General features: G+C 70.6%; 17 protein-coding genes. 12 read left to right on the top strand and 5 right to left on the bottom strand.

Going from position 1 to position 26317, the window contains the following annotated elements; translation table 11 throughout:
- The first annotated feature begins 20 nt into the window (after positions 1 to 20).
- The 4 genes from IAG44_RS09460 (at position 21) to argF (ending at position 7626) form a co-directional block, all read left to right on the top strand.
- Positions 21 to 1505: a 3' terminal RNA ribose 2'-O-methyltransferase Hen1 gene (locus IAG44_RS09460; RefSeq protein WP_187746686.1), complete on the top strand. Its 1485-nt coding sequence runs from the start codon at positions 21 to 23 to the stop codon at positions 1503 to 1505.
- The gene (locus IAG44_RS09455; RefSeq protein WP_187746685.1) at positions 1502 to 4051 is read left to right on the top strand and encodes a polynucleotide kinase-phosphatase; all 2550 of its coding nucleotides are present in this window, start codon (positions 1502 to 1504) and stop codon (positions 4049 to 4051) included. Before IAG44_RS09460 ends, IAG44_RS09455 begins: the two co-directional genes overlap by 4 nt.
- 1240 nt (positions 4052 to 5291) lie before the next feature.
- A complete protein-coding gene (locus tag IAG44_RS09450; protein WP_187746684.1) occupies positions 5292 to 6515 on the top strand; it encodes an arginine deiminase in 1224 nt (407 codons plus the stop codon).
- Positions 6516 to 6618: 103 nt separating this feature from the next.
- Complete coding sequence (gene argF, locus IAG44_RS09445; RefSeq protein ID WP_187746683.1) at positions 6619 to 7626, top strand: ornithine carbamoyltransferase; 1008 nt, start codon at positions 6619 to 6621, stop codon at positions 7624 to 7626.
- 184 nt (positions 7627 to 7810) lie between these two features.
- Here the strand turns inward: argF and IAG44_RS09440 are convergent, their stop codons facing one another.
- A complete protein-coding gene (locus IAG44_RS09440; protein WP_187752594.1) occupies positions 7811 to 8248 on the bottom strand; it encodes an ATP-binding protein in 438 nt (145 codons plus the stop codon).
- 223 nt (positions 8249 to 8471) lie between these two features.
- Between IAG44_RS09440 and IAG44_RS09435 the strand changes: the two genes are divergently transcribed.
- Together IAG44_RS09435 and IAG44_RS09430 are read left to right on the top strand one after the other, a co-directional pair.
- Positions 8472 to 9299, top strand: a complete 828-nt coding sequence (locus IAG44_RS09435; RefSeq protein ID WP_187746682.1) for an enoyl-CoA hydratase family protein — start codon at positions 8472 to 8474, stop codon at positions 9297 to 9299.
- A 224-nt stretch (positions 9300 to 9523) separates the two neighbouring features.
- Positions 9524 to 11839 carry a bifunctional salicylyl-CoA 5-hydroxylase/oxidoreductase gene (locus tag IAG44_RS09430; RefSeq protein ID WP_246561603.1) on the top strand — a complete coding sequence of 772 codons (2316 nt, stop codon included), beginning with the start codon at positions 9524 to 9526 and terminating at the stop codon, positions 11837 to 11839.
- A gap of 38 nt (positions 11840 to 11877) precedes the next feature.
- On the opposite strand, the gene IAG44_RS09425 is transcribed toward IAG44_RS09430, so the two are convergent.
- Both IAG44_RS09425 and IAG44_RS09420 read right to left on the bottom strand, forming a co-directional pair.
- A complete protein-coding gene (locus IAG44_RS09425) occupies positions 11878 to 12705 on the bottom strand; it encodes a PaaX family transcriptional regulator (RefSeq protein WP_187746681.1) in 828 nt (275 codons plus the stop codon).
- 15 nt (positions 12706 to 12720) lie between these two features.
- On the bottom strand, positions 12721 to 14322 hold the full coding sequence (locus IAG44_RS09420) for an AMP-binding protein (protein ID WP_187746680.1): 1602 nt from the start codon (positions 14320 to 14322) through the stop codon (positions 12721 to 12723).
- A gap of 104 nt (positions 14323 to 14426) precedes the next feature.
- On the opposite strand from IAG44_RS09420, the gene IAG44_RS09415 reads away from it, so the two are divergent.
- Together IAG44_RS09415 and IAG44_RS09410 are read left to right on the top strand one after the other, a co-directional pair.
- Positions 14427 to 15536, top strand: coding sequence for an acyl-CoA dehydrogenase family protein (locus tag IAG44_RS09415; RefSeq protein ID WP_246561600.1), 1110 nt, complete (start codon positions 14427 to 14429; stop codon positions 15534 to 15536).
- On the top strand, positions 15533 to 15931 hold the full coding sequence (locus tag IAG44_RS09410; protein ID WP_187746678.1) for a RidA family protein: 399 nt from the start codon (positions 15533 to 15535) through the stop codon (positions 15929 to 15931). The genes IAG44_RS09415 and IAG44_RS09410 overlap by 4 nt, the downstream gene beginning before the upstream one ends.
- Before the next feature lie 30 nt (positions 15932 to 15961).
- On the opposite strand, the gene IAG44_RS09405 is transcribed toward IAG44_RS09410, so the two are convergent.
- On the bottom strand, positions 15962 to 16132 hold the full coding sequence (locus IAG44_RS09405; RefSeq protein WP_187746677.1) for a DUF5999 family protein: 171 nt from the start codon (positions 16130 to 16132) through the stop codon (positions 15962 to 15964).
- A gap of 276 nt (positions 16133 to 16408) precedes the next feature.
- Between IAG44_RS09405 and IAG44_RS09400 the strand changes: the two genes are divergently transcribed.
- Positions 16409 to 16855 (top strand): DUF6299 family protein, encoded by a 447-nt coding sequence (locus IAG44_RS09400; protein WP_187746676.1) that lies wholly within the window; start codon positions 16409 to 16411, stop codon positions 16853 to 16855.
- Between the two features lie 1466 nt (positions 16856 to 18321).
- Here the strand turns inward: IAG44_RS09400 and IAG44_RS09395 are convergent.
- A complete protein-coding gene (locus IAG44_RS09395; RefSeq protein ID WP_187746675.1) occupies positions 18322 to 19290 on the bottom strand; it encodes a helix-turn-helix domain-containing protein in 969 nt (322 codons plus the stop codon).
- A gap of 125 nt (positions 19291 to 19415) precedes the next feature.
- Between IAG44_RS09395 and lanKC the strand changes: the two genes are divergently transcribed.
- The 3 genes from lanKC to IAG44_RS09380 all read left to right on the top strand — a co-directional run bounded on the left by lanKC (position 19416) and on the right by IAG44_RS09380 (position 26175).
- Positions 19416 to 22109, top strand: a complete 2694-nt coding sequence (gene lanKC, locus IAG44_RS09390) for a class III lanthionine synthetase LanKC (RefSeq protein WP_187746674.1) — start codon at positions 19416 to 19418, stop codon at positions 22107 to 22109.
- 317 nt (positions 22110 to 22426) lie between these two features.
- Complete coding sequence (locus IAG44_RS09385) at positions 22427 to 24193, top strand: ABC transporter ATP-binding protein (RefSeq protein WP_187746673.1); 1767 nt, start codon at positions 22427 to 22429, stop codon at positions 24191 to 24193.
- 11 nt (positions 24194 to 24204) lie between these two features.
- Positions 24205 to 26175 (top strand): FAD/NAD(P)-binding protein, encoded by a 1971-nt coding sequence (locus tag IAG44_RS09380; protein ID WP_187746672.1) that lies wholly within the window; start codon positions 24205 to 24207, stop codon positions 26173 to 26175.
- The last annotated feature ends 142 nt before the right edge of the window (positions 26176 to 26317 follow it).

The following is a 26317-nucleotide window of genomic DNA, read 5'->3' as shown; positions in this document are numbered from 1 at the left end:
TCACCAGGCCGGAGAGGCCCATGTTCCTGACCATCACCACCACCGGCACGCCCGAGCGCCCGGCGACCGACCTCGGCTACCTGCTGCACAAGCACCCCGAGAAATCGCAACGGTTCTCGACCTCCTACGGCACGGCGCACGTCCTCTACCCAGAGGCGGACGACCAGCGCTGCACGGCGGCGCTCCTGCTGGAGGTGGACGCGGTGGCGCTGGTCCGGCGGGGCAAGGGCAAGGGCCGGGGCGGCGCACCGGACTCCGCGCTCGCGCAGTACGTCAACGACCGCCCGTACGCGGCGAGTTCACTCCTCGCGGTGGCCCTCAACGACGTGTTCTCCAGCGCCCTGCGCGGCACCTGCCGTGCCCGCCCCGAACTCCCGTCGCAGCAGCGCCCGTTGCGCGTTGAGGTACCCGCGCTGCCCGCCCGCGGCGGCGCCGCCCTCGTCCACTCCCTCTTCGCGCCGCTGGGCTGGACGGTCACCGCCGAACCCGTCGCGCTGGACCCCGAGTTCCCCGAGTGGGGCGACTCGCGCTACGTCCGACTCGTCCTGGAGTCCGAGGAGTTGGCGCTCGCCGAGGCGCTGCGCCACCTCTATGTGCTGCTGCCGGTGCTGGACGACGCCAAGCACTACTGGGTCACCTCCGAGGAGGTCGACAAGCTGCTGCGGGCCGGCGAGGGCTGGCTCGCCGGGCACCCCGAGCAGAAGCTCATCACCAGCCGGTACCTGTCCCGCCGCTGGTCGCTGACCCGGCAGGCGCTGGACCGGCTGGAGCTGGTGCGGCTCGCGGAGACCGACGACAGCGAGGTCGAGGAGATCGACAACGCGGTCGAGTCGGAGACCGAGACGGAGGAGAAGCCGACCCCGCTCGCCGTCCAGCGCCGCGAGGCGATCCTCGCCGCCCTGCGCGGCGCCGGGGCCGCCCGCGTCCTCGATCTCGGCTGCGGGCAGGGCGAGTTGGTGAAGGAACTGCTGAAGGACGTCCGCTACACGGAGGTCGTCGGCCTCGACGTGTCGGTGCGCGCCCTCACCATCGCGGCCCGCCGTCTCAAGATCGACCGCATGGGCGAGCGCCAGGCGTCCCGCGTCACCCTGCTCCAGGGCTCGCTCGCCTACACCGACAAGCGGCTCAAGGGGTACGACGCGGCCGTCCTCAGCGAGGTGATCGAACACCTCGACCTGCCGCGCCTGCCCGCCCTGGAGTACGCGGTGTTCGGCGCGGCCCGCCCCCGCACGGTCGTGGTGACCACGCCGAACGTCGAGTACAACGTCCGCTGGGAGACGCTGCCCGCCGGGCACGTCCGGCACGGCGACCACCGCTTCGAGTGGACCCGCGAGGAGTTCCGGACCTGGGCCGCGCAGGTGGGTGAACGGCACGGCTACGGCGTGGAGTTCATCCCCGTCGGACCCGACGACCCCGAGGTGGGGCCGCCCACGCAGATGGCGGTCTTCACCCAACTGACCCCGAACGACAGCGCGAACGACAAGAAGGAGGCGAAGGCGGCATGACCGGACAGCACATCAGGGGGCGTGAACTTCCCGTCACCGACCTCTCCCTCGTCGTCCTCGTCGGCGCTTCCGGCTCCGGCAAGTCCACGTTCGCGCGGCGGCACTTCAAGCCGACCGAGATCATCTCCTCCGACTTCTGCCGGGGGCTCGTCGCCGACGACGAGAACGACCAGAGCGCCAGCCGGGACGCCTTCGACGTCCTGCACTACATCGCCGGAAAACGCCTCGCCGCGGGCCGCCGCACGGTCGTCGACGCGACCAGCGTCCAGGTCGAATCCCGGCGCCAGCTCGTCGAGTTGGCCCGCACGTACGACGTCCTGCCGATCGCGATCGTCCTCGACGTGCCGGAGGAGGTGTGCGCCGAGCGCAACGCGGCCCGTACCGACCGGGCCGACATGCCGCGCCGGGTCATCAAGCGGCACATCGGCGAACTCCGGCGTTCCCTGCGGGGGTTGGAGCGTGAGGGGTTCCGCAAGGTGCACGTCCTGCGCGGGGTCGAGGAGATCGACGCCGCGACCGTCCGCACCGAGAAGCGGTTCAACGACCTCACGCACCTCACCGGGCCGTTCGACATCGTCGGCGACATCCACGGCTGCGCGAGCGAACTGGAGTCGCTGCTCGGGAAGTTGGGGTACGTCGACGGGGCGCACCCCGAGGGGCGTACCGCCGTGTTCGTCGGCGACCTCGTCGACCGGGGGCCCGACAGCCCGGGGGTGCTGCGGCGCGTCATGTCGATGGTCAAGTCGGGCAACGCGCTGTGCGTGCCGGGCAACCACGAGAACAAGTACGGGCGCCACCTCAAGGGCCGCAAGGTCCAGCACACGCACGGACTCGCCGAGACCATCGCGCAGATGGACGGCCAGAGCGAGGAATTCCTCGCCGAGGTACGGGAGTTCATCGACGGACTCGTCAGCCACTACGTCCTCGACGGCGGCAAGCTCGTCGTCTGCCACGCCGGGCTGCCCGAGCGGTACCACGGGCGGACGTCCGGGCGGGTGCGCTCGCACGCGCTGTACGGCGACACCACCGGGGAGACCGACGAGTTCGGGCTGCCGGTGCGCTACCCGTGGGCCGAGGAGTACCGGGGGAGCGCGGCCGTCGTCTACGGGCACACGCCGGTGCCCGAGGCGACCTGGCTCAACAACACCATCTGCCTCGACACCGGTGCCGTGTTCGGCGGCAAGCTGACCGCGCTGCGCTGGCCGGAGCGTCAACTCGTCGACGTCCCCGCCGAGAAGGTCTGGTACGAGCCGACGCGTCCGCTGCGCTCCGAGGCGCCGGGCGGGCACGACGGGCGTCCGCTGGACCTCGCCGACGTGCACGGGCGGCGCATCGTGACGACCCGGTACGAGGGGCACACGCGGGTCTCCGTCCGCGAGGAGAACGCCGCCGCCGCGCTGGAGGTCATGAGCCGGTTCGCCATCGACCCCCGGCTGCTGCCGTACCTCCCGCCGACGATGGCCCCGACGGCGACCTCGCGCGCCGAGGGGTTCCTCGAACACCCGGTGGAGGCGTTCGCGCAGTTCGCCGCCGACGGGGTCGAGCGGGTCGTGTGCGAGGAGAAGCACATGGGGTCGCGGGCGGTCGTCCTGGTGTGCCGGGACGCGGAAGTGGCGCGCAAGCGGTTCGGTGTGGACGGCCCCACCGGGTCCCTCTACACCCGTACCGGGCGGCCCTTCTTCGACGACGCCTCCGTCACCGAGGAGATCCTGGCGCGGGTGCGCGCCGCCGCCGACGCCGCCGGGCTCTGGGCGTCCCTGGACACCGAATGGCTGCTGCTCGACGCCGAGTTGATGCCGTGGTCGCTCAAGGCGTCCGGGCTGCTGCGGTCCCAGTACGCGGCGGTCGGCGCGGCGTCCGGGGCGGTGTTCCCGGGTGCGCTCGCGGCTCTCCGGTCGGCGGCCGAACGGGGCGTCGACGTGGGCGAGTTGCTGACGCGGCAGAGTGAACGCGCCGCCGACGCCGCCGCGTTCACCGACGCGTACCGGCGGTACTGCTGGACCACCGACGGCCTCGACGGCGTCCGCCTCGCGCCCTTCCAGCTCCTCGCGGTCCAGGGGCGCAGCCTCGCCGGGCTCCCGCACGACGAACAGCTCGCCCTCCTCGACCAGTTGGTGGAGCACGACCCCACCGGGCTCCTCCAGACCACCCGGCGCCTCTACGTCGACACGGGTGACGCCGCGTCCGTCCAGGCGGGCGTCGACTGGTGGCTGGAGATGACCGGCCGAGGCGGCGAGGGCATGGTGGTCAAACCCCTCTCCACGCTGACCCGCACCCCGGACGGCCACCTCGTCCAGCCCGGCATCAAGGTCCGTGGCCGTGAATACCTCCGCATCATCTACGGCCCCGACTACACCCGCCCCGACCAGCTCTCCCGCCTCCGCAACCGCTTCCTCAACCACAAACGCTCCCTCGCCCTCCGCGAATACGTCCTCGGCCTCGAATCCCTGGCCCGCCTCTCCGACGGCGAACCACTGTGGCGAGTCCACGAGGCGGTCTTCGGAGTCCTGGCCCTGGAGTCGGAACCGGTGGACCCGAGACTGTGAGGTGAGAAGGTCCGGCCCGGGGGGTGCCCCTGGGCCGGACCGGAACTGATCCGGGCCGGGTCGGTGTGGGCCGGGTCGGCCCGAGCCGGGGCGGGGCCGACCGGGTTGAAGCGGGCCGGACCCAGCGGCACTTCGAACCGGACCGGGCGGGCTGCCCTCAGGGGGCCTGTGTTCGCGCGAGGGCCGTGGCCGCGAGGGTCGTGACTGCCTGAGGGTGCCCCTGCGCCATGGCGAACCGGCGAGGGCAACACCAGGATGCCCGCGCGGGGCGCCTCAGCCCGACAAGGAAGCGCGGACGAATGGTGTCCCGCCGGGTGGTGTGGCGATGCGGGACCGTCGGCCTCCGCCCGGAGCCGAAGCGGCGCCCGCCGACTCGCCGGACCAGGGCGTCGGCTGCTCACCGACGCCAGCCCCTCCTCGACGCGCGGCGCGGACGCCGGCCCAGCGGGGCCCGCCTGCCGAGTCGCCGGTGGCGTCCCGCCGAGTGGTGTAGAGCCCTCCGGACCGCGCTCGCCGAGCGCCCCGCGATCGCCGGCTCGGCCGAAGCCCGCGCCGCCGCGTGAGCCGGTCGGCGCAGCGGGGGCCGCCCGGCCCTGGACCGACGGGCGGAACTCGGCCGCGAGCTGCGAAGCCGCGACAGTCGAGCGGATACACCACTTGGCGGGACGCCACCCAGTCGCCGGCTCCACGCCGGTACACCACTCACCGGGACGTGATCCGCGGACGGGTGGTCCGTCCAGCGCGGCGACGTTGCCGCACGGCCGCCCCGCGCGGAGGAACCCTCTGGGCGAGGGCGGGCGTGCAGTCACGCCTCGGGGGAGGGGCAGTGGATCAAGCGCCGCGCGCTCCTCCGGCACGCAGCCCATGACGGTCTCCGCCGAGGCGGGCGTCCGCAGGCGCGGTCACGCTGCCTTCCGCCGGGACCAGGGCGTGGGCTGCTCACCGACGCCAGCCCCTCCCCGACGCGCTGCGCGGGCGCCGGCCCAGCGGGCCCGCCTGCCGAGTCGCCGGCTCCGCGCCGGTACACCACCCAGCGGGACGTGATCGCGGATTCCGGTGCGCCGATCCCCCGCACCGCTTCGTGAGCCGCCCCCGCCTAAGCCCCTCCACGAGCTGCCCCCGCACCCGCACCTCCAAAGCACCCCGCAACCCACCCCTCCACCCCACCCCTCCGGACCCGCCTCCAGAAAGCCCCCCGAGAAACCGGGTGAACCCGGCCCTCACTGGTCAGGATGGAGGCATGGGATTCCATGTTGACTCCGAGACCGGGCGGCTGCGCCGCGTCATTCTGCATCGGCCGGACATCGAGCTGAAGAGGCTCACGCCGAGTAACAAGGACGCGTTGCTCTTTGATGACGTGCTCTGGGTGCGGCGTGCCCGTGCTGAGCATGACGGGTTCGCGGATGTGTTGAGGGACAGGGGCGTCGCTGTGCACCTGTTCGGGGATCTGCTCGAAGAAACGCTCGCTCTGCCGGCCGCGAGGGCGCTCGTGCTGGACCGGGTCTTCGATGAAAAGGAGTACGGTCCGCTCGCGACGGACCACCTGAGGGCGGAGTTCGAGACGCTGGCGGCCGGTGAGCTGGCGGAGGTGCTGGTCGGCGGGATGACGAAGCGGGAGTTCCTGGAGGCGCACCCGGAACCGGCGTCCGTGAGGTTCCACGTGATGGAGCTGGACGACTTCTTGCTGGGCCCGCTGCCGAACCACCTGTTCACGAGGGACACGTCCGCGTGGATCTACGACGGCGTGTCGATCAACGCGATGCGCTGGCCGGCGAGACAGCGCGAGACCGTGCACTTCGAGGCGATCTACCGGCACCACCCCCTGTTCCGGGACGAGCGGTTCCACGTGTGGTCGGAGGGCCAGGCCGACTACCCGTCGACGATCGAGGGCGGCGACGTCCTCGTCATCGGCAACGGCGCCGTCCTGATCGGCATGAGCGAACGCACCACCCCGCAGGCCGTCGAAATGCTCGCGCACAAGCTGTTCGCGGCGGGCTCGGCGGAGACGATCGTCGCGCTGGACATGCCGAAGAGACGCGCGTTCATGCACCTGGACACGGTGATGACGATGGTCGACGGCGACACGTTCACGCAGTACGCGGGCCTCGGCATGCTCCGCTCGTACACCATCGAACCCGGCGTCGGGGAGAAGGAGTTGAAGGTCACCGACCACCCGCCGGAGCACATGCACAGGGCGATCGCGGCGGCCCTCGGCCTGAACGAGATCCGCGTACTGACCGCCACGCAGGACGTGCACGCGGCGGAACGGGAGCAGTGGGACGACGGCTGCAACGTCCTCGCCGTCGAGCCGGGCGTCGTCGTCGCGTACGAGCGCAACGCGACCACGAACACCCACCTGCGCAAACAGGGCATCGAGGTGATCGAGATCCCGGGCAGCGAGCTGGGCCGGGGGAGGGGCGGGCCGCGCTGTATGAGCTGCCCGGTCGAGCGGGACGCGGTATGACGGCGGCGTACGCATATCGTCGCACCACAGCCTGAATAGAAATGCTGAGCGTCGTATAGACTTCCACAGGTCAGTCTGTTTCACGTACCTCTGGAGCGCCCCCATGGCGACAGCCCCGACCGCCCTCGCCGGCCGCCACTTCCTCAAGGAGCTGGACTTCACCGCCGAGGAGCTGCGCGGTCTGCTCGGGCTGGCCGCCGAGCTGAAGGCGGCGAAGAAGGCGGGCACGGAGACACGCCGGCTGACCGGGAAGAACATCGCGCTGATCTTCGAGAAGACGTCGACCCGCACCCGCTGCGCGTTCGAGGTCGCCGCCGCCGACCAGGGCGCCTCGACGACGTACCTCGACCCGTCGGGCTCGCAGATCGGGCACAAGGAGTCCGTGAAGGACACCGCGCGCGTCCTCGGCCGGATGTACGACGGGATCGAGTACCGGGGCGACAGCCAGCAGAAGGTCGAGGAGCTGGCCGCGTACGCCGGCGTGCCCGTCTACAACGGCCTCACGGACGACTGGCACCCCACGCAGATGCTCGCGGACGTCCTGACGATGACCGAGCACTGCCCCAAGGACCTGACCGGCATCGCGTTCGCCTACCTCGGCGACGCCCGCTTCAACATGGGCAACTCGTACCTGATCACCGGCGCGCTGCTCGGCATGGACGTCCGGATCGTCGCGCCGAAGCAGTACTGGCCCGCGCAGTCCGTCGTCGACCGCGCGCAGGAGCTGGCCACAGGCAGCGGCGCCCGGATCACGCTGACCGAGACCGTCGCGGAGGGCGTCGCGGGCGCCGACTTCGTCGCCACGGACGTCTGGGTCTCGATGGGCGAGCCGAAGGAGGTGTGGGCCGAGCGGATCGCCGCGCTCACGCCGTACGCCGTGACGATGGACGTCCTGCGCGCCACCGGCAACCCCGACGTCAAGTTCCTGCACTGCCTGCCCGCCTTCCACGACCTCGGCACGAAGGTCGGCCAGGAGATCTTCGAGACGTACGGACTCGCGTCCCTGGAGGTCACGGACGAGGTCTTCGAGTCCGCGCACTCGGTCGTCTTCGACGAGGCGGAGAACCGGATGCACACGATCAAGGCGGTGCTGGTGGCGACGCTGGGCTAGGGCCTGTCCGGCGGATCAGGCTGTACGAGAGCGGCGGTCCCGTGATGACGCCGGTGGAGCGGGGTCTGGTGCGTGCAGCTGCAAGGCGGAGGAGGGCGGCGACGCGGAGCGTCGGCAACCGACGACAACGCCGCAGATGCGCGTGCCAGGCCCCGCGACCGCAGCCTGATCCGCCGGACAGGCCCTAGCTCCTCGGGAGCACCGCCAGCCTGAACCACACCGCCTTCCCCTTCTCCGTCGGCCGGTGGCCGCAGGACGAGGAGAGGGCGCGGATCAGCAGCAGCCCCCGCCCGTGCTCCTGCCAGGGATCGGGCTCGCCCCCGGCCGGCCGCGTCAGCTCGCCCGGCGCGGCCGGGTCCTGGTCGTGGACCTCGACCTGGCAGCCGCTCGGCAGCAGGTGCACGACCAGCTCTATCGGCTCGCTCCCGGCCGTGTGCTCGACCGCGTTCGCCACCAGCTCGGCCGTCAGCAGCTCCGCCGTGTCGCTGTCCGCGCCGTGCTCGACCTCCGCCAGCGCGGTGCGGACCAGGGCCCGCGCCACGGGCACGGCGGCGGCGGTGTGCGGCAGCGCGACGCGCCAGGATGCTGAGGCCGGTCGTTCGTGCAAGGCGAGTCCGTTCATGGCGCAGGTCCCCGTGATCGACATCAGGCAGTCCTGCTTTCAACTTTGTGGAATGGTACGGCGGCCCCCGGCTCCCGCGCACCAGGCGCGGCACCGGGGACCTACCCGTCTCAACGGCCACTCCAGGCCCGCCTATCCCGCTGTTACCGCGTTATCGACGAGCGGTGACACTGCTATATCGCACTCGTGACGACAGTCACGTACGAGTGATAACTTCGACGGTGTGAGTCCCTTCACCGGATCCGCCGCGCGCACCCCCCGTTGGGAACACCTGAGTGTCGATGTCACCGACGCCGTCGCCACCGTCACCCTCGCCCGCCCGGCGAAGCTCAACGCCCTCACCTTCGGCGCCTACGCCGACCTGCGCGACCTGCTCGCCGAGTTGTCGCGGGAGCGGTCCGCACGGGCCCTCGTCCTCACCGGCGAGGGCGGCGGCTTCTGTTCCGGCGGCGACGTCGACGAGATCATCGGCGCCACCCTCGCCATGGACACCGCCCAGCTCCTCGACTTCAACCGGATGACCGGGCAGGTCGTACGGGCGGTGCGCGAGGCCCCGTTCCCGGTGATCGCCGCCGTCCACGGCGTCGCGGCGGGCGCCGGCGCCGTCCTCGCGCTCGCCGCCGACTTCCGGATCGCCGACCCGAGCGCACGCTTCGCGTTCCTCTTCACCCGGGTCGGGCTCTCCGGCGGCGACATGGGCGCCGCCTACCTCCTGCCGCGCGTCGTCGGCCTCGGACACGCGACCCGGCTGCTCATGCTGGGCGAGCCGGTACGCGCCCCGGAGGCCGAACGCATCGGCCTCATCAGCCAGTTGACGGAAGCCGGCGACGCCGACGAGACCGCGCTCGCCCTCGCCCGCCGCCTCGCGGGCGGTCCCGCCCTCGCGTACGCGCAGACCAAGGCGCTGCTGACCGCCGAGTTGGACATGCCGCTCGCCGCCGCCGTCGAACTCGACGCCGCCACCCAGGCGTTGCTCATGACCGGCGCCGACTACCGGGAGTTCCACGCCGCGTTCACACAGAAGCGGGCGCCGAAGTGGGAAGGACGGTGAGCGGGCGGGGGACGGGCGGCGGGGGCGGGGGTCGTGAGGCGGGTTCGGGTGCCGGTGTGGGCGTGGGTCGTGAGGCGGGTTTGGGCGCCGGCGTGGGCGAGGGCCGTGCGGCGGGCTCGGGCGTGGGCGTGGACGAAGGCCGGGAAGCGGGCTCGGGTGCCAGCGGGGGCGGGGGCGGGGGCGGGGGTCGTGAGGCGGGTGCCGGTGCCGGTGCCGGTGTGGGCGTGAGCCGGGACCCGCGTCGGCGGGCGTCCGCCGCTCGGGCCGGGCGCGGCGGCCGGATCGCCGTCATCGGTGGCGGACCCGGCGGGCTCTACGCCGCGGCCCTCCTCAAACGCCTCGACCCGGCACGGGAGATCACCGTCTGGGAACGCAACGCGCCCGACGACACCTTCGGCTTCGGCGTCGTCCTGTCCGACGAGACGCTGGGCGGCATCGAGCACGCCGACCCGGCCGTGTACGCCGCCCTGGAGCGGGAGTTCGTGCGCTGGGACGCGATCGAGATCACCCACCGGGGACGCCGGCACGTCTCCCGGGGCCACGGGTTCGCGGCGCTCGGCCGGCGCCGGCTCCTCGCGATCCTGCACGCCCGCTGCCGGGACCTCGGCGTCGACCTGAGGTTCCGCACCGAGGCCCCCTACCCGGCGTGGCTCGCCGAGACGCACGACCTCGTCATCGCCGCCGACGGCGTGCACAGCCCGACCCGGGAGACGTTCGCGAGCGCGTTCCGGCCCCGGCTGACGTCCCACCGCTGCCGCTACATCTGGCTCGCCACCGACCTCGCCCTCGACGCGTTCCGGTTCGACATCGCGGAGACGGACGAAGGCGTGGTGCAACTGCACGGATACCCCTACACGCGCCCCTCGGCGCAGGGGCCCGGCGCCTCCACCGTCATCGTCGAGATGCGCGAAGAGGTCTGGCGGGCCGGGGAGTTCACCCTCGAACGCTGCGCCGAACTCTTCAAGGACACCCTGCGCGGCCACCCCCTGCGGTCGAACAACTCCGCCTGGACGACGTTCCGCACGGTCGTCAACGAACGCTGGTCCAGCGGCAACGTCGTCCTCCTCGGGGACGCCGCCCACACCGCGCACTTCTCCATCGGCTCCGGCACCAAACTCGCCGTCGAGGACGCCCTCGCGCTCGCCGCGTGCCTCGCCGAACAGCCGGACCTGGAGCGGGCGTTGGCGGCCTACGAGGCGGAGCGGCGGCCGGTCGTCGCCTCCACGCAGCGGGCCGCGCGCGCCAGCCTCGAATGGTTCGAGGACCTTGCGCTGTACGTCGGGCAGCCGCCGCGCCGGTTCGCCTTCAACCTCCTCACCCGCAGCCGCCGCGTCACCCACGACAACCTCCGGCTGCGCGACGCCGGCTTCACGGCGTCCGTGGAACGGGAGTTCGGGTGCCCGCCGGGGACGCCGCCCATGTTCACGCCGCTGCGGCTGCGCGGACTGACGCTGCGCAACCGGGTCGTCGTCTCGCCGATGGACATGTACTCCGCGACCGACGGCGTCCCCGGCGACTTCCACCTCGTTCACCTCGGCGCGCGGGCGCTCGGCGGGGCGGGGCTCGTGATGACCGAGATGGTCTGCGTCAGCCCCGAGGGCCGGATCACCCCCGGCTGCGCCGGCCTCTACGACGCCCGGCAGGCCGCCGCCTGGCGCCGGATCACCGACTTCGTCCACGCACAGGCCCCGGGCGCGGCGATCGGCGTCCAGCTCGGGCACGCGGGCCGCAAGGGCTCGACGAAGGTGATGTGGGAGGGTATCGACGAACCCCTCCCGGACGGCAACTGGCCCCTGGTGGCGCCGAGTCCGCTGCCCTACCGCCCCGAAAGCCAGCTCCCGCGCGAACTCACCCGCGCCCAACTTGCCGACATCCGCCACCAGTTCACCGCCGCCGCGACCCGCGCCGCCCGCGCCGGCTTCGACCTCCTCGAACTCCACTGCGCCCACGGCTACTTGCTCTCCAGCTTCCTCTCCCCCCTCACCAACCACCGCACCGACGCCTACGGCGGCACCCTCACCCGCCGCCTCCGCTTCCCCCTGGAGGTCTTCGACGCCGTCCGCGACGTCTGGCCCCCGCAGCGCCCCATGACCGTCCGCATCTCGGCGACGGACTGGGCCCCGGGAGGCACGACCGAGGCGCAGGCCCTGGAGATCGCCCGGGCGTTCACCGTCCACGGCGCCGACGCGATCGACGTCTCCACGGGCCAGGTCGTCCCCGACGAGGCCCCCGACTTCGGCCGCTCCTACCAGACCCCCTACGCCGACCGCATCCGCAACCGGCTCGCCGTCCCCGTCATAGCCGTCGGCGCCATCTCCTCCTGGGACGACGTCAACTCCCTCCTCCTGGCGGGCCGCACCGACCTCTGCGCCCTCGCCCGCCCCCACCTCTACGACCCCCACTGGACCCTCCACGCGGCGGCCGAACAGGGCTACGAGGGCCCCGGGGTGAGCTGGCCGGCGCAGTACCGGGCGGGCAGCCGACCCCCGCGCACCGGCCGCACGGACGGCCCGAAACCACGCCTGAGGCTGGGGAGTTGAGCCGAGGAGTCACAGACTGCGGTGCCGGGGACCGCCGTTCACACCGGGCCCTGCCCCGCGCGCACGAACTCCTCGCCGGCCGCCCGCAGTCGCTCGTGCAGCGCGTGGAACACCCGCGCCGACCGCACCCCCGGCCAGTCGGCCGGCAGCAGCCGCGCGGGCAGCCCCGGATCGGCGTACGGCAGCCGCCGCCAGGAGTCCAGCGCCAGCAGATAGTCCCGGTACGCCTCCTGCGGGGGCGTGTCGGACCGCTCGCTCCAGGCCCGCAGCACCGGCCCGTGCGTGTCGAGGAACGTCTCGTGCTCCTTGGCGATCGCCGCGAGGTCCCACCACCGCGACACCGCCTCCACGGTCGCCGCGAACCCCAGGTGCTCGCCCCGGAACAGATCGACGTACGGCCCGAGCCCCAGCCGCTCCAGCGTGTGCCGCGTCTCGTCGTGCAGCCGCGCCGGCGCGATCCACACCCCGGGCGCGGCCGTCCCGAACCCGAGCCCGGCGAGCCGGGAGCGCAGCACGTGCCGTTTCTGCCGCTCGGACTCCGGCACCGAGAACACCGCGAGCACCCAGCCCTCGTCGCCGGGCGGCTCGGTCGCGTAGATGCGCCGGTCGCCGTCCTCCATCAACTGGCGGGCCTGCGCCGACAGTTCGTACCCCGCCGCGCCCCGCAGAGTACGCGCGGGCAGCAGCAGTCCACGCCGTTTCAGCCGGGACACCGAGGACCGGACGGAGGGCGCGTCGACCCCCACCGCGGCGAGCAGCCGGATCAGCTCGGCGACGGGCACCGGGCCCGGCACCGAGCGGCCGTAGGCGCCGTAGAGGGTGACGATCAGAGACCGTGGTGCATGCTGGTCGGACACGTTGATCATCTTAGGTCGTCGGCATCAGTGCTGGTCACCACCGGTGAGACCGTCGCCGCGCAGCCTGAACCGCTGGAGTTTCCCGGTCGCCGTACGCGGCAGCTCCGCGAGGAAGGCGACCTCGCGCGGACACTTGTAGGGCGCCAACTCCGCCTTCACGAACGCCCGGAGCGCGTCCGCGTCCCGCCGCGCCCCCTCACGCACCACCACGTACGCCACCACGACCTGCCCCCGCTCCTCGTCGGGCCGCCCCACGACGGCCGCCTCCAGCACGTCCGGATGCCGCAGCAGCGCCTCCTCCACCTCGGGCCCGGCGATGTTGTACCCGGCCGACACGATCATGTCGTCGGCGCGCGCGACGTACCTGAAGTACCCGTCCGGCTCCCGGACATACGTGTCCCCGGTGATGTTCCAGCCACCGCGCACGTACTCCCGCTGCCGGGGGTCGTCGAGGTACCGGCACCCGACGGGCCCGCGCACCGCGAGCAGCCCTGACGTACCGTCAGGAACCGGTCTCCCGAAGGCGTCCTGCACCTCGGCCTGCCACCCCGGCACCGGAACCCCGGTCGTCCCCGGCCGGATCAGCTCGTCGGCGGCGGAGATGAAGATGTGCAACAGCTCGGTCGCGCCGATGCCGTTGACGATCCGCAGCCCCGTCCGCTCGTGCCACGCCCGCCAGGTCGCCGCCGGCAGGTTCTCCCCGGCGGACACACAGCGCCGCAGCGACGACACGTCATGGGCGCCGAGTTCGCCGAGCATCGCGCGGTACGCCGTCGGCGCGGTGAACAGCACCGACACCCGGTGCTCGGCGATCGCCCCCAACAGCGCCTGCGGGCCCGCCTGTTCGAGGAGCAGCGCGCTCGCCCCGGCCCGCAGCGGGAACACGACGAGCCCGCCGAGCCCGAACGTGAACCCGAGCGGCGGACTCCCCGCGAACACGTCGTCCGCCGTCGGCCGCAGCACGTGCCGCGCGAACGTGTCCGCGATCGCCAGCACGTCCCGGTGGAAGTGCGCGCACCCCTTCGGCCGCCCGGTCGTCCCCGACGTGAACGCGATCAGCGCGACGTCGTCGGCGGCCGTGTCGGCCGCCGGGTAAGGGAGTTCGGACGTCGGCCGGTTCAGCAGGTCGTCCGCCGCGTCCCCGCCGAACGCGGTGATCCTCAGGCCCGGCACCTCCGCCTTGACCAGGTCGTCCAGACAGCGCGCGTCGCACAGGGCGTGGCTCACCCGCGCGATCTCGCACATCGTCGCCAGCTCGTGCGCGCGCTGCTGCGCGAGGACGGTGACGGCGATCGCGCCCGCCTTCAGCACCGCCAGCCAACAGGCCGCGAGCCAGGGCGTGGTGGGCCCGCGCAGCAGCACCCGGTTGCCGGGGACGATGCCCAGCTCGCCGGTCAGGACGTGCGCGATCCGGTCGACGCGGCCGCGCAGCTCGTCGTACGACCAGGTCGAGGCCGGGGTGTGGAACGCGGGGCGCTCCCCGGGCTGTCCGGTGAGCAGGGCGGCGGCGCAGTTCAGACGGGGCGGGTAGGCCAACTCCGGGAGGTCGAAGCGGAGTTCGGGCCAGTCGCCGGGCGGCGGGAGGTGGTCGCGCGCGAAGGTGTCGACGTGGGCCGAGTGCTGCAAGGTGGCTCGCCCCCTTGTCGGTTCGGGGTCGTGCGTCGAGCGTAACGTGTTGGTGACGGCGGTCAAGGGAGCGCGATATGGTCGTGGCCGAGGAGGTGTGCGCCATGGCGCGTTCCGAGGTGCGAACCCTGGCCGCCGAGCGGCTGCGTCCACTGGCCGACAAGGGCGAACCCGGCACGGTCAACCGTCCACTCGTCGCCGAACTCGGTCAACTGGGCCTCCTGGAACGCCTGTTCACCACCGGCGCACGAGACCTCTGCGAGCTGCGCGAAGCACTCGCGTACGCCTGCACCGAGGCCGAGACCGCCCTCGCGCTCCAAGGACTCGGCGCGTATCCCGTGCACGCGTACGGGAGTCCGGCGCAGCGCGAGCGCTGGCTGCCCGGCGTCCGGGCCGGGCACACGGTCGCCGCGTTCGCGCTGAGCGAGCCCGGCGCGGGGTCCGACGCGGCGGCCCTCGCGCTGCGGGCCCACCCCGAACAGGGCGCCGGGGGCTGGCGGTTGACCGGCGAGAAGTGCTGGATCTCCAACGCGCCCCACGCCGACTTCTACACCGTCTTCGCGCGCACCGGCGGCGTCGGCGCCCGAGGCGTCACCGCGTTCCTCGTCCCCGCCGACCGCCCCGGACTCACCGGCGAACCCCTCGACATGCTCTCCCCGCACCCCATCGGCACGCTCACCTTCGACTCCGTCCCCGTCGGCCCCGACGACGTCCTCGGCGACGCCGGCCGGGGCTTCCGCGTCGCGATGGAAACCCTCGACCGCTTCCGGCCCAGCGTCGGCGCCTTCGCCGTCGGCATGGCCCAGGCCGCCCTCGACGCCACCCTCGACTGGACGGCGCGGCGCGACGCGTTCGGCGGCAAGCTGCGCGACCTCCAGGCCGTCGCCCACCAGGTCGCCGAGATGTCCGTCCGCGTCGAGGCGGCCCGCCTCCTCGTCCACGCGGCGGCCGACGCCTACGACGCCGGCGCCGCCGACGTGCCCCGCCGGGTCGCCATGGCCAAGCTGTTCGCCACCGAGGCCGCGCAGCACGTCGTCGACACCGCCGTCCAGTTGCACGGGGCGCGGGCGCTGCGGCGGGGGCATCTGCTGGAGCACCTGTACCGGGAGGTGCGCGCGCCGCGCATCTACGAGGGGGCGAGCGAGGTGCAACGGGGGATCATCGCACGGGAGTTGTACCGGGAACGGGAGGCGTCGCGGGGGAGCGCCGGGTGAGCGTCGACCGCGTGAACCCCGCCGGGCTCGCCCCGCCCACCGGCTTCTCCCACGCCGTCGTCGCCACCGGCACCCGCGTCGTGTTCCTCGCCGGACAGACCGCGCTCGACGCGGACGGGAAGGTCGTGGGGCAGACGCTGACCGAGCAGTTCTCGACGGCGCTCGGCAACCTGCTGACGGCCCTCGCGGCGGCCGGCGGCCGCCCGGCCGACCTCGCGCGGGTCACCGTCTACGTCACGGACGTCGCCGCGTACCGCGCCGCCGCGCCCGAACTCGGGCGGGTGTGGCGGGAGTTGGCGGGCCGTGACTATCCGGCGATGGCCGTCGTCGGGATCGTCCGCCTGTGGGACGAGGCGGCGCTGGTGGAGCTGGACGGGGTCGCGGTGCTGGAGTAGCGAGGCCGTGTAATTCTCAAGGCGTTACCCTCAGGCCGCCACCAGCCGCCCCACCGGAGCGACCACGCGCCCGTCCGGCAGCAGTTCCCCGCAGTCGTCGAAGACGATCGTCCCGTCGCACAGGAGGTTCCACCCCTGCTCGGGGTGGGCGGCGACGACGTGGGCGTGGACCGGGGTCTCGGGGACGTCGTGGGAACACATGGCACACCTCCGCATCCGGGGGAGCGGCCCGAGCGGACCGTCCCGCATGGACAGACCATGCTCCCCTCACGAACTCATCGGAACGGCTCCGCCGCAAGCGTGACAACACCAGGACAACTCCGGGACGGATCGCCGACGCCGGTGCCGCCGTACGGACGCATCCGGGTGGCCCGATGGCATGGACTCGGCGCCGGCCCGGCGGAACCGTCAGGGAACCGGGGCGGATACCCCGGTATCGGTGGAAACCTACAGAAACCCCCACCCAGGAGGTACACCATGACCTTCCGCTCCGCCCTCGGCACAGCCGCCGGCGCCGCACTGCTCCTGCTGTCCACCCCCACCGCCCAGGCCACCGCCGACCCGTACGAACCCATGCCCACCCACTCCGTGACAGTCGACCCCATGGCCCGCATCACCACCGACGGTACGGTCACCCTCTCCGGCACCTACCGCTGCCTCGCCACCACAGGCCCCGCCTTCATCAGCTCCTCCGTGGACCAGGACCCGGAAGGAAAGCTCCGCCACGGCATCGGCGGCACCACCGCGATCTGCGACGGCGCCGAACACACCTGGCACAACACCGGCAGACCCTCCCCCTCCACCCTCACCCCCGGCAAGGCCAGAGCCGAGGCGACCCTCATGGAACTCACCCCCGCCCCCAGCCTCCCCCTGCCCCACTTCCACGCCCGAGACACCCGCGAGGTGACCCTCACCCACCCCTGACCCGCCAGGGGCCCGGCACGAAGACGCCGGGCCCGCCGCGTGCCTAGATGTCCCGGAAGGAACCGGCGGACGTGGCGACCTGCAGCGATGGGGGGTTCCAGGCCGCTTACCTGCGGGAATGGTCTTTCGACTGTTTCACGCGGCCGCTCCCCGCTCCATGCAGCGTGTGCGGGGGTGGCGTGGGCTGGTGATCATGCAGCGGTGGTCCGCGTCGAGCGAACGGCAACGTGCGCTTCAGTAATGGCTCGCAGCTGGTGAATCCCGCGGACTTGGCCTCGGGTGAACCTTCTCCTTGGTCGTGGACACCTGGAGGCTGGTGCGTGAGGTTCCAGAGGAAGTAGTGCCAGGTAGGAGACAAGGGCAACCACAGCAGACGGTGCACGGAGGGGTTCGGACGGGACGCGGTCGCGCTCGTCCGTCCCTCGGGGAAGACCGTCGCCGAGGTGGCCAGGGAGATCGAGTTCGGTGCTGCGGAACCGGGGTAAGCCGGACACGATCGGCCGTGGGCAGGGGACGCCAGGGGAACTGACGACGGCCGAGTGCGAGGAGCCGCGCCGGCTCGGACACCGCGTGAACTGCAAACGGATCGAACGCGTCATGCGTGAACGTGGCATCAGCGGTGTCATACAGCGCAGGCGCGAGGACTCGACCTGCCCCGCTAAAAGGGAGGGGTCCGTTCCGGGCCTCCTCTGCCGAGACTTCACCGCGATCCTGCTGGGGACGAAGCCGGCCGACGACATCACCTACGTCACCACCGGCTCATGCTTCGACCACGCCACCGCCGAATCGTTCCGCACACTGCTGGAGGAGGAGACCGGAACCCGCCACTGGTCCGACCGGTCCAGTGCCCGCGCGGACAGCCTCGTTCTTGTCGCGACCTTCTCCAGTCGACAGCGCCTGCGCCGCCAACCGCTGGCGTTGTCTCACCCCGCTGGAGACCCGGCGCCGCCTCGAACAGGAACGCGTCCCCGTGGCGTAGGCATCGAGTGCCCAAGATCACGGGGAAGCTTTGCTCCTGCCCAACCTGGGCTGATCGGCCAGGTTCCGTTCCGGGGACAGCACCACATGGCGACCCCGGGCAGTGGGACCCGGAGCCCACTCGATGCGACAGCCGGGCAACCGGCCTGGGCACCACCCTCACGAAAGTTCGAGAGGAGAGCAGGCTGGACTTGCGCCAGTGCGAACGCAGTTCACACCTTCAGGTGTGGCTGCCCCGGGAGACATGCTCGACGAGCTCGTACGGAACGTCCGGCATGGAAGAGCACGGAACCAACAGGGCGCCGCTCACGAGGCCAATCACCTCTGCGGGCCAGGACGAAGAGGTTCATCCGGTGTCCAGGACCACAGGGAAGCTTCACTGACCGGCCTCGTCTCAACGAGTCAGACGACGCATACGAGTTCACGTACTCACGTACGACGCGCATCCGAGAACTGTGAAACACGAGGGGTGCCCGAGGACCGGTTCCTCACGGGGCGCAGCGCCTCCCCGTACGCGCGAGCCGGAAGTCCGACGGTGCGACCCCGTACGCCTTGCGAAAGGCGCGGCTGAAGTCAGCCGCGTGGCGAAAACCCCACCGGGCAGCGATGGCACTGATGGGGTACGTGGCCAGGTGTGGAGCGATGAGGTCGCAGCACGCGCGTTCCAGTCGCTGCTGTCGTATCGAGGCGGCCACCGTGATGCCGCGCTGCTGGAAGAGACGTTGCAGGTGACGGCGCGAGATGTGGTGTTCGGCGGCGACCTGCGCGGGAGTCAACTCGGGGTCTCCCAGATGCTGCTGGATGAAATCCTGGACACGGATGAACAGGTCGTCGTAGGTCCCCTCCGACATGGCGTCCTCGCTCGTCTGTGAACCGAGCATCCCGGCGAGGAGTTCCAGCAGAACTCCGGAGAGCCGGTGCCCCTGCGCGGCGGAGAAGCTGACGGGGTGGCACAAGAGGTCGACCAGTAGGCGCGACAGGGTCAGGCCGAACACGTTGTGCTGCCGCAGGGGCGTGGCCATCAGCGAGTCCATCAGGTCGGTCGGCAGCGGGACGAGTTCCTTGGGGATCTGGAGCCTCAGGGCCACCAGGGGCGAGGGCACCACATCGGGAGGCTGGTGGGTGCGAGGGACGCCGGCGTCGAACACGGGCGGACAGGGGGTGTCGACCAGGAACATGTCGCCGGGTGTGAAGACCCTGGAACGGGTGGAGTTCCCCAATTTCACTGCACCTTGCAGGGGGAGCACGAGATGGTACTGGTCCGGGTCGGCCGCGCCCCCGTGGCACGGCGTACCCAGCGCTGCCGTCGGCGGCTGGGCTAATCGGAAGAGCCTGAGGGGACCGATGTTGATCTCGTCGTCCCACCGGTCGAACCGTTCGACGATACGCAATCGCTCGGCTTGCATGACTTTTACACCTTCCCCCGCATCGGTGGCGTAGAGCAGATGACTGTACATGGCGCATATCGTCAAGAAGAAGTCCCACTCTGCTAAGGACTGCGTCTCGACGCTTTGGCAGACTCGCTTACGTCGCCGATGGAGGCAATCCGGAATCTGCTGCTACGGAACGGGGGGATGATCCAATGGATCTCCGCTATCCGGCTTACTGTGTGGCCAATCCAAGATTTTACGAGACTCCGGAAAGAGTATCTCTGGATGGGGGTTGGGTGGACTATGGAAGCCATATTGGAGAGCCCTCCGGTTGGCGTCGCTCGGTCGAAGAGCAGTGGACTCGGATTCAGCCTCCGGTTGGAACGCCGAAACTTCCCGTGCAAGGCTGGAAAATACATGTTTCCAGCACTCTGGAAAATGCCATAGAAACCCTGAAGGCAGTGGCCGAGTACTGCTTCAAGCGCACGCTCCACTTCAAGTTTCTTCCGCACTCCCTGGTCATGCAGGCGAGGAGTGCGAAGTATGCACCCCGAGAGGCCAGCGGAAAGTTCATCACCATCTACACCAGAAGCCCTGCGGAACTGCGCAGAACGCTGGAAGACCTCGACCGGAAGATCGGCGGCTGGCCGGGGCCGTACATTCTCAGCGACCTGCGATGGAACGAGGGGCCGCTGTACATCCGGTACGGAGCCTTCATGCTCCGGTTCGCCCATGTGGACGACGGTACCCAAGTCGCTGCGATCGAACGGCCCGACGGGGTGCTGGTGGCCGATCACCGCGAGCCGCGCTTCGTGCTCCCCGAATGGGTTGAGGTTCCCGACTTCCTCGCGGAAGCGGTTCGCCCGCGAATATCCGGTGAGCAGCCCTCAGAATTTCCGTACGATGTACTCGGAGTTCTTCATTTCTCCAACGGTGGCGGCGTGTACCGAGCCCGTCGGCTCCGGGACGGAATGGAAGTCGTCCTCAAGGAGGGCAGGCCCTATGCGGGGCTTGACCGCACTGGCGAGGACGCGACTGCGCGGCTGCGGAGAGAGTATGCGGTCCTGTCCGATCTGCAGGGACTTCCCGGAATCCCGCAGGTCTTCGATTGTCACACGCTGGGCGGGCATGAGTTTTTGGCCATGGAACACGTCTACGGACAGTCCTTGCAGAGCTGGGTCGCACAGAACTACCTCTTTCTTTCGGGAATCGGTGACGGGAACGAGACTCAGGGATACCGGGATTCGGTGGACGTCATCATGGATCAGTTGGAGCAGGCGGTACGGAGCATTCACGGGAGGGGGTATGTGTTCAACGACCTGCACCCGGGTAACGTCATGATTGACGAGGATCTGAACATCTCGTTGATCGATTTCGAAGCCATGCGGCGGGAAAGCGATGCCGGGCCGCGACCACTCGGTGTTCCGGGATTCGCCGCCCCCGACTCCTTACGTGGATTTGAGGCCGATCGCTACTCGCTCAACGCCATTCGCCTGTGCCTGTACTTTCCGCTGATCTCGCTCCTCGCGCTCTGCCCGGCCAAGGCGGTTACGTTCATCGACACGGCCCGGGACCGTCTGGAGCTGGACGAGGATGTGGTGACGGAGCTGCGCCGTTCCTTGGCGGCTCCCGGCCCGGCCCAGTCAGGCTTGCGCCCCGCCGATCCGGAGCTGGCCTTCACCACGGCGGCCGGCCCCTGGTACGTCCAGGAGAGGGCGCTCCAGGCGTCGATCCGCCGTACGGCCACACCGGACCGGCAGGACCGGCTCTTCCCGGGAGACATCAATCAGTTCTTCCACGGCGGCGGAGGGATCGCCTTCGGTGCCGCCGGAGTGATCGACGCTCTGCACACTGCGGGAGTCACGGAACTTGCCCCCTACGTCGACTGGCTGGAGCACGACATTCTCACCAGCCGTGTTCCCCGGCTGGGGCTATACGACGGAGCGGCCGGAATCTGCTGGGTCCTGCACCGGATGGGCCGCGCGGACACCGCGTTCGCGATCTACGACAAGGTCGCGGAGGAAAGCGCGGGGCTGTTCGGGACGAAGTTGTTCGACGGCCTGTCCGGAATCGGGCTGACGAGCCTGGACTTCTACCGTCGTTCGGCGGAGCCACGCTTCCTCGACCACGCCGTCCGTACCGCGGCCGTCGTCGAGGGGTCCGTCGACTCCGGCAGGTTCGCCGTGGGTGCGGGCTCCCTCTCCGCCGACTCGCTGCTCAGGGACCGTAACGGAAACGCCGTCGAGAATTTCTGGGGCGGACTGCTGTACGGCTGGTCGGGACTGGCTCTCTTCATGATCCGGGTGTACGAGGTGACCGGTGAAGAACGCTGGCGGCGAGCGGCCGTCACCGCCCTGCACCGGGACCTGGACGAATGCGAGTCCATGCCGGACGGCACCCTCCAGGTCAAGAACGGTGCCCGGGTGCTGCCCTACCTCGCTACGGGCAGCGCGGGCGTGGCGATGGTGAGCGATCTGATCCTCCGTCATGTGAGCGACGAGCGTATCGAGGGTGCCCTGCCGGAGCTGAGCCTCGCCTGTGCCACCGAGTTCAGCATCGGAGCGGGACTGCTCAACGGGAGAACCGGGCTGATCGGCGCGCTGCGCCAGGTGAAGCACCGCCTCGACTGGCCGGATGCGGACAAGCGCGTCGACGAGGGCGTGGCATCCCTCAACCTCCACGCGCTGTCCGACGAGTTCGGCCTCATCTTCCCAGGTGACCAGAATCTCCGCGCCTCCACAGATTTGGGTACGGGATCAGCCGGCGTGCTCCAGCTGATCAACGTACTCGCGGGGAGGACCGGCGAACTGCTGCCGTTCCTCGGCCCCGAGCCGTGGACGCCTCCCCACCAAGACCCCTCGGCCACCGCGGCCGGTGCCGGAATCACCACGTCCGAGCACCGCTGACCGCACCTTGCGGCCCGCGCCGCACACGGCCGAGACCACCGCAGTCCGATCAGGGAAGGAGGTGAACACATCATGGCGAACTTCGTACTGGGGCTCCAGGGAATGGAGTCCGAGGCGAACAACCAGGACGTCCTCGCGAGCAGCTGGACGTCGGTCTGCTGCAAGTGCAGCTGGGTCAGCACGAGTTGCTGACCGAATCCGACCGCGCCGAGGGCGGGCTCACTCGCCGCAAGCCCTCGGCGCGGTCGGCCGGGTCATCGGCGGAACATACGAGAGAGCAGGTGGAATGCCATGCCCTTCCCTCCGGAAGGACGACGATGAAGCAGGACGGCCGGGTGCGGACTCGTGACCTCGTGCGCTACATGCGCGGGCACGCGCTCGCCATGTCTCTCGCGGCGGTACTCTCCCTGGTCGCCGCCGGCGGGACGCTCCTCCAGCCCGTGCTGGTGCGGTCGGTCATCGACGCCATCTCGGAGTCGCGGTCGACCGTGGCATCCACCGTCGCGCTCGTCTCGCTGCTGGTGGGCGCGGCCGTGGTCAACGGAATCCGGGACTACATGCTGCGGCGCGTCGGTGAAGGCGTTGTGCTGCGGATACGACAGAGGCTCGCGGGGCATGTGCTGAGACTCCCCGTCGCCGAGTACGACAGCCGCCGTACCGGGGATCTGCTCTCCCGCATCGGATCGGACAGCTCGATGCTGCGGTCCGTCGTCACCTCGGGGCTGTTCGAGATCTTCACCGGGATGCTGATGATCATTGGCGCGGCGGTCGCGGCGTTCCTGGTCGACCCCCTGCTGTTCGCGGTCACCGCCGGGGGACTCCTCACCGGTCTCGCGGGAGCGGCGGCGATCGCGCACCGTACCCGCCCGGCCTCCGAACAGGCCCAGATGCTGCTCGGAGAGATGACGTCCGGACTGGAGCGCGCGATCCGCGGCGTACGGACGATCCGGGCCGCGCGGGGGGAGCGGCGGGAGACCGAGGCGATCGTGCACAGTGCCCGCCGTGCCTACGGGACGGGACTGCGGCTCGCCCGACTGCAGGCGTTCACGGTGCCCGTGGCACACATCGCGACGCAGGGAGTGTTCCTGCTGGTACTGGGTGTGGGAGGGGCCAGGGTTGCCGACGGCGGACTCTCGGTCGGCGACCTCGTGGCGTTCGTGCTCTTCCTGTTCTTCCTGATCATACCGGTGGGCCAGCTCATCGGCGCTTACTCCCAGTTGCAGACCGGCCTTGGCGCGCTGCAGAGGATAGAGGACGTGCTGCGTGTGCCGGCCGAGACGGACGGGGACGTCGTACGCGTCCAGCCGCCGCGAGAAGGCCGAGGGGCCACCCCGGTCTTCGGCACCGGATCCGTCCCAGCGCTCGCCTTCGACCGTGTGACGTTCGGTTACGGCAAGGGTGAGACGGTCGTGGAGGACATCAGCTTCGCCCTCTCCCATGGCACCCGCACGGCTCTGGTCGGTCCGTCGGGTGCCGGCAAGTCGACTCTGCTGGCGTTGGCCGAGCGCTTCTACGACGTACGGTCCGGCGCCATACGGCTGTGCGGGGCCGACATCCGCCAGGTGTCACGGGACGAACTGCGCAGCCGGCTCGGCTATGTGGAGCAGGAGGCACCGATCCTGGCCGGAACGCTCCGGGAGAACCTGTCACTGTCCGCGCCTGACCTGTCCGACGACGAAATAACAGACGTCCTGAATCGCGTCAACCTTGACGAGATCGTGAAGCGGTCTCCGCTCGGACTGGACGCGCAGGTGGGCGAAGGCGGCGTCCTGCTGTCCGGCGGTGAACGCCAGCGCCTGGCCATAGCCCGTACGCTCCTCGCCGCGCCTCCGATCCTGCTGCTGGACGAGCCGACCAGCAATCTCGACGCCAGGAACGAGCAGGCGTTCCGCGCGGCGATCGACGCCGTCCCCACCGACCACACGCTGCTGATCGTCGCTCATCGGCTGGCCACCGTGGTCGACGCCGACCAGATCGTCGTCGTCGACCACGGAAGGGTGGTGGGCCTGGGCACCCACCACGAACTCATCAAGTCCAGCGCGCTCTACCGAGACCTGGCCTCCCACCAACTGCTGGTGGCCTGAAGGGAGGGCCGATGAACGAGAAGAACCACCGCGCCAACGGCGCCGACGAAAGCGGCACGGCCCCGTACCGGGCGGAGAACCCGAGCATCGCGGTCATCGGCTGCGGACCACGAGGGACGTCCGTACTCGAACGCATCGCCGCGAACACGCATCTCCTCGTCCCCGACGAGCGCCTGGACATCCACGTCATCGATCCGTATCCAGTCGGTGCCGGACGGATATGGCGCCGGGATCAGTCATCGCTGCTCTGGTCGAACACCCGGGCCGACGAGTGCACGCTCTTCACCGATGACACGGTCACCTGTCAAGGCCCAGTCGTGGAAGGCCCCACGCTGGAACAGTGGGCGCGGGATCTCGCCGCAGGACGCCTTCACCTGCCGCAGGGCTACCAGCCCGCCCCGGGGACGCGGGAGGAGGCCGTGCGAGTCCATGCCGGCTGGTTCGCCACGCGGAAGCTCACGGGTGACTACCTCGCGTGGTTCTTCTGGCGGAGCGTCGCTGCGATGGCGCCCCGCGTCCATGTCCGGAGTCACCAGGCGTCCGTGCTGTCCCTGGACGACCTGCCTGACGGCCGCCAGCGTGTCCGACTCGACGACGGCGAGACCGTGGACGTGGACCTGGTGATCCTGGCGCAGGGCCACTTCCAGGTGAAACCGCACGGTCCGGAAACCCGGCTCGCCCAGCACGCGGCGGCCCATCAGCTCAGCTACCAGCCGACCGCGTACACCTCCGACATCTCTCTGGACGCCTTCCCCGCGGGCGAGCCCGTACTGATGCGCGGATTCGGGCTGACCTTCATCGACATCATGGTGCTCCTTACCGAGGGACGCGGCGGACGCTTCCGCCGTGAGCCGTCGGGCGAGTTGCGCTACGTACCGTCGGGCCGGGAACCCACGCTGTACGTGGGTTCCCGCCGAGGTGTGCCGTACCGCTCCAAGTTCGCGTACGTCTTGCCGGGGCCCCTACCCCGGGTGCCCCGCTACTTCTCGCCCGCCGACTTCGCCGACCACTCCCTGGATTTCGTCTCCGACCTGTGGCCCGCCCTTGCACGGGAGCTGACTGTGGCCGGTTACCGGGAACTGGCGCACTCCCATCCCCACCGTCTCGGAGTCGACGCCGGGGAGTTCCTCGACCGGCTGGATGCCGCGCAGTGGCAGAGCGTCGAGTTCAAGGACCTGATCGAGCAAGCCGTGCCTGACAGCCGTGACCACATCGACGTCGACGGGCTGGACAGACCGCTGGCGAACCGCCGTTTCTCCGATGCTGCCGCCCTGCGCGCGTGGATGCTGCACTACCTCGCCGACGACCTCGAGAGGGGGCGGAACCCCCGGTACAGCGCCCATCTGGCCGTCTACCACGCCATCTTCTCGATCTCGCAGGCGCTGTGGGCCGTGGTTCAGCGGGGAGAGGTCGAGCCCGGCAACGGAAGCCACAGCATGACGGCCTTCTTCGACTTCTGCCGGTTCCGTACCAGCGGCCCGCCGGGGCCACGTCTCGAACAGCTCCTGGCTCTCGCCCGTGCGGGCGTCGTCGACTTTGTCGGCGCGAACATGAAAGTGACCTGCAGAGGTGGTGTGTTCGAAGCGCGCACCAGCAGCCTGGATCGGGTCGTACAGGCCCGGGCCCTGATCGAGGCCCGCTTGCCGGGACGCGCCCTCACACGCGTGGCCGATCCCCTGCTCCTCCACCTCGTCGGTGAGCGTGAGATCAGGGAACAGGTGCGGACCGACCCCACCACTGGCCGACGGCAGCCCACTGGCCTCATCGACACGCTCGGAGCCCGCCCGCTGGGACCCGATGGCTCTCCGCACCCCAGACGCTTCGTCACCAGTCCGGGCGACTTCCCCCGGCCGCGTACCAATGACCCGTTCCTGCACCAGAGTGACGCGGTGGCCAGGGAGGCGCTCCACGCGCTCGTCGAGGCGCGAGGCGGATCCTGCCGTCAGACTTCGCCGTCCTCTCCGACCCCACCTGTGTACTGAGGTTCCGCCAGACGAGGCCGAATCCCCTCCTGGCTCGCATACGTGCAGGTCAGGAGGGGGAGGCAGTACCTTTTCGCAGAGCCTTCAGATGTCCCGGAAGAGCACGGGTAGCACTGTGAAAGGACGCAAGCAGTCGAAGTGC

Source organism: Streptomyces roseirectus (assembly GCF_014489635.1).
In the GTDB taxonomy this organism is placed as follows: domain Bacteria; phylum Actinomycetota; class Actinomycetes; order Streptomycetales; family Streptomycetaceae; genus Streptomyces; species Streptomyces roseirectus.
Note: the sequence above shows the minus strand (reverse complement) of the source record. Positions and strands in the feature narration are given on the sequence as shown.

Bases quoted from the DNA above. Each gene is read 5' to 3' on its own strand.
- IAG44_RS09440 (WP_187752594.1), bottom strand. From the start codon at position 8,248: ATGAACGGACTCGCCTTGCACGAACGACCGGCCTCAGCATCCTGGCGC.
- IAG44_RS09455 (WP_187746685.1), top strand. From the start codon at position 1,502: ATGACCGGACAGCACATCAGGGGGCGTGAACTTCCCGTCACCGACCTC.
- IAG44_RS09395 (WP_187746675.1), bottom strand. From the start codon at position 19,290: ATGTACAGTCATCTGCTCTACGCCACCGATGCGGGGGAAGGTGTAAAA.
- argF (WP_187746683.1), top strand. From the start codon at position 6,619: ATGGCGACAGCCCCGACCGCCCTCGCCGGCCGCCACTTCCTCAAGGAG.
- lanKC (WP_187746674.1), top strand. From the start codon at position 19,416: ATGGATCTCCGCTATCCGGCTTACTGTGTGGCCAATCCAAGATTTTAC.
- IAG44_RS09415 (WP_246561600.1), top strand. From the start codon at position 14,427: ATGGCGCGTTCCGAGGTGCGAACCCTGGCCGCCGAGCGGCTGCGTCCA.
- IAG44_RS09380 (WP_187746672.1), top strand. From the start codon at position 24,205: ATGAACGAGAAGAACCACCGCGCCAACGGCGCCGACGAAAGCGGCACG.
- IAG44_RS09405 (WP_187746677.1), bottom strand. From the start codon at position 16,132: ATGTGTTCCCACGACGTCCCCGAGACCCCGGTCCACGCCCACGTCGTC.
- IAG44_RS09385 (WP_187746673.1), top strand. From the start codon at position 22,427: ATGAAGCAGGACGGCCGGGTGCGGACTCGTGACCTCGTGCGCTACATG.
- IAG44_RS09450 (WP_187746684.1), top strand. From the start codon at position 5,292: ATGGGATTCCATGTTGACTCCGAGACCGGGCGGCTGCGCCGCGTCATT.
- IAG44_RS09425 (WP_187746681.1), bottom strand. From the start codon at position 12,705: ATGATCAACGTGTCCGACCAGCATGCACCACGGTCTCTGATCGTCACC.
- IAG44_RS09460 (WP_187746686.1), top strand. From the start codon at position 21: ATGTTCCTGACCATCACCACCACCGGCACGCCCGAGCGCCCGGCGACC.
- IAG44_RS09400 (WP_187746676.1), top strand. From the start codon at position 16,409: ATGACCTTCCGCTCCGCCCTCGGCACAGCCGCCGGCGCCGCACTGCTC.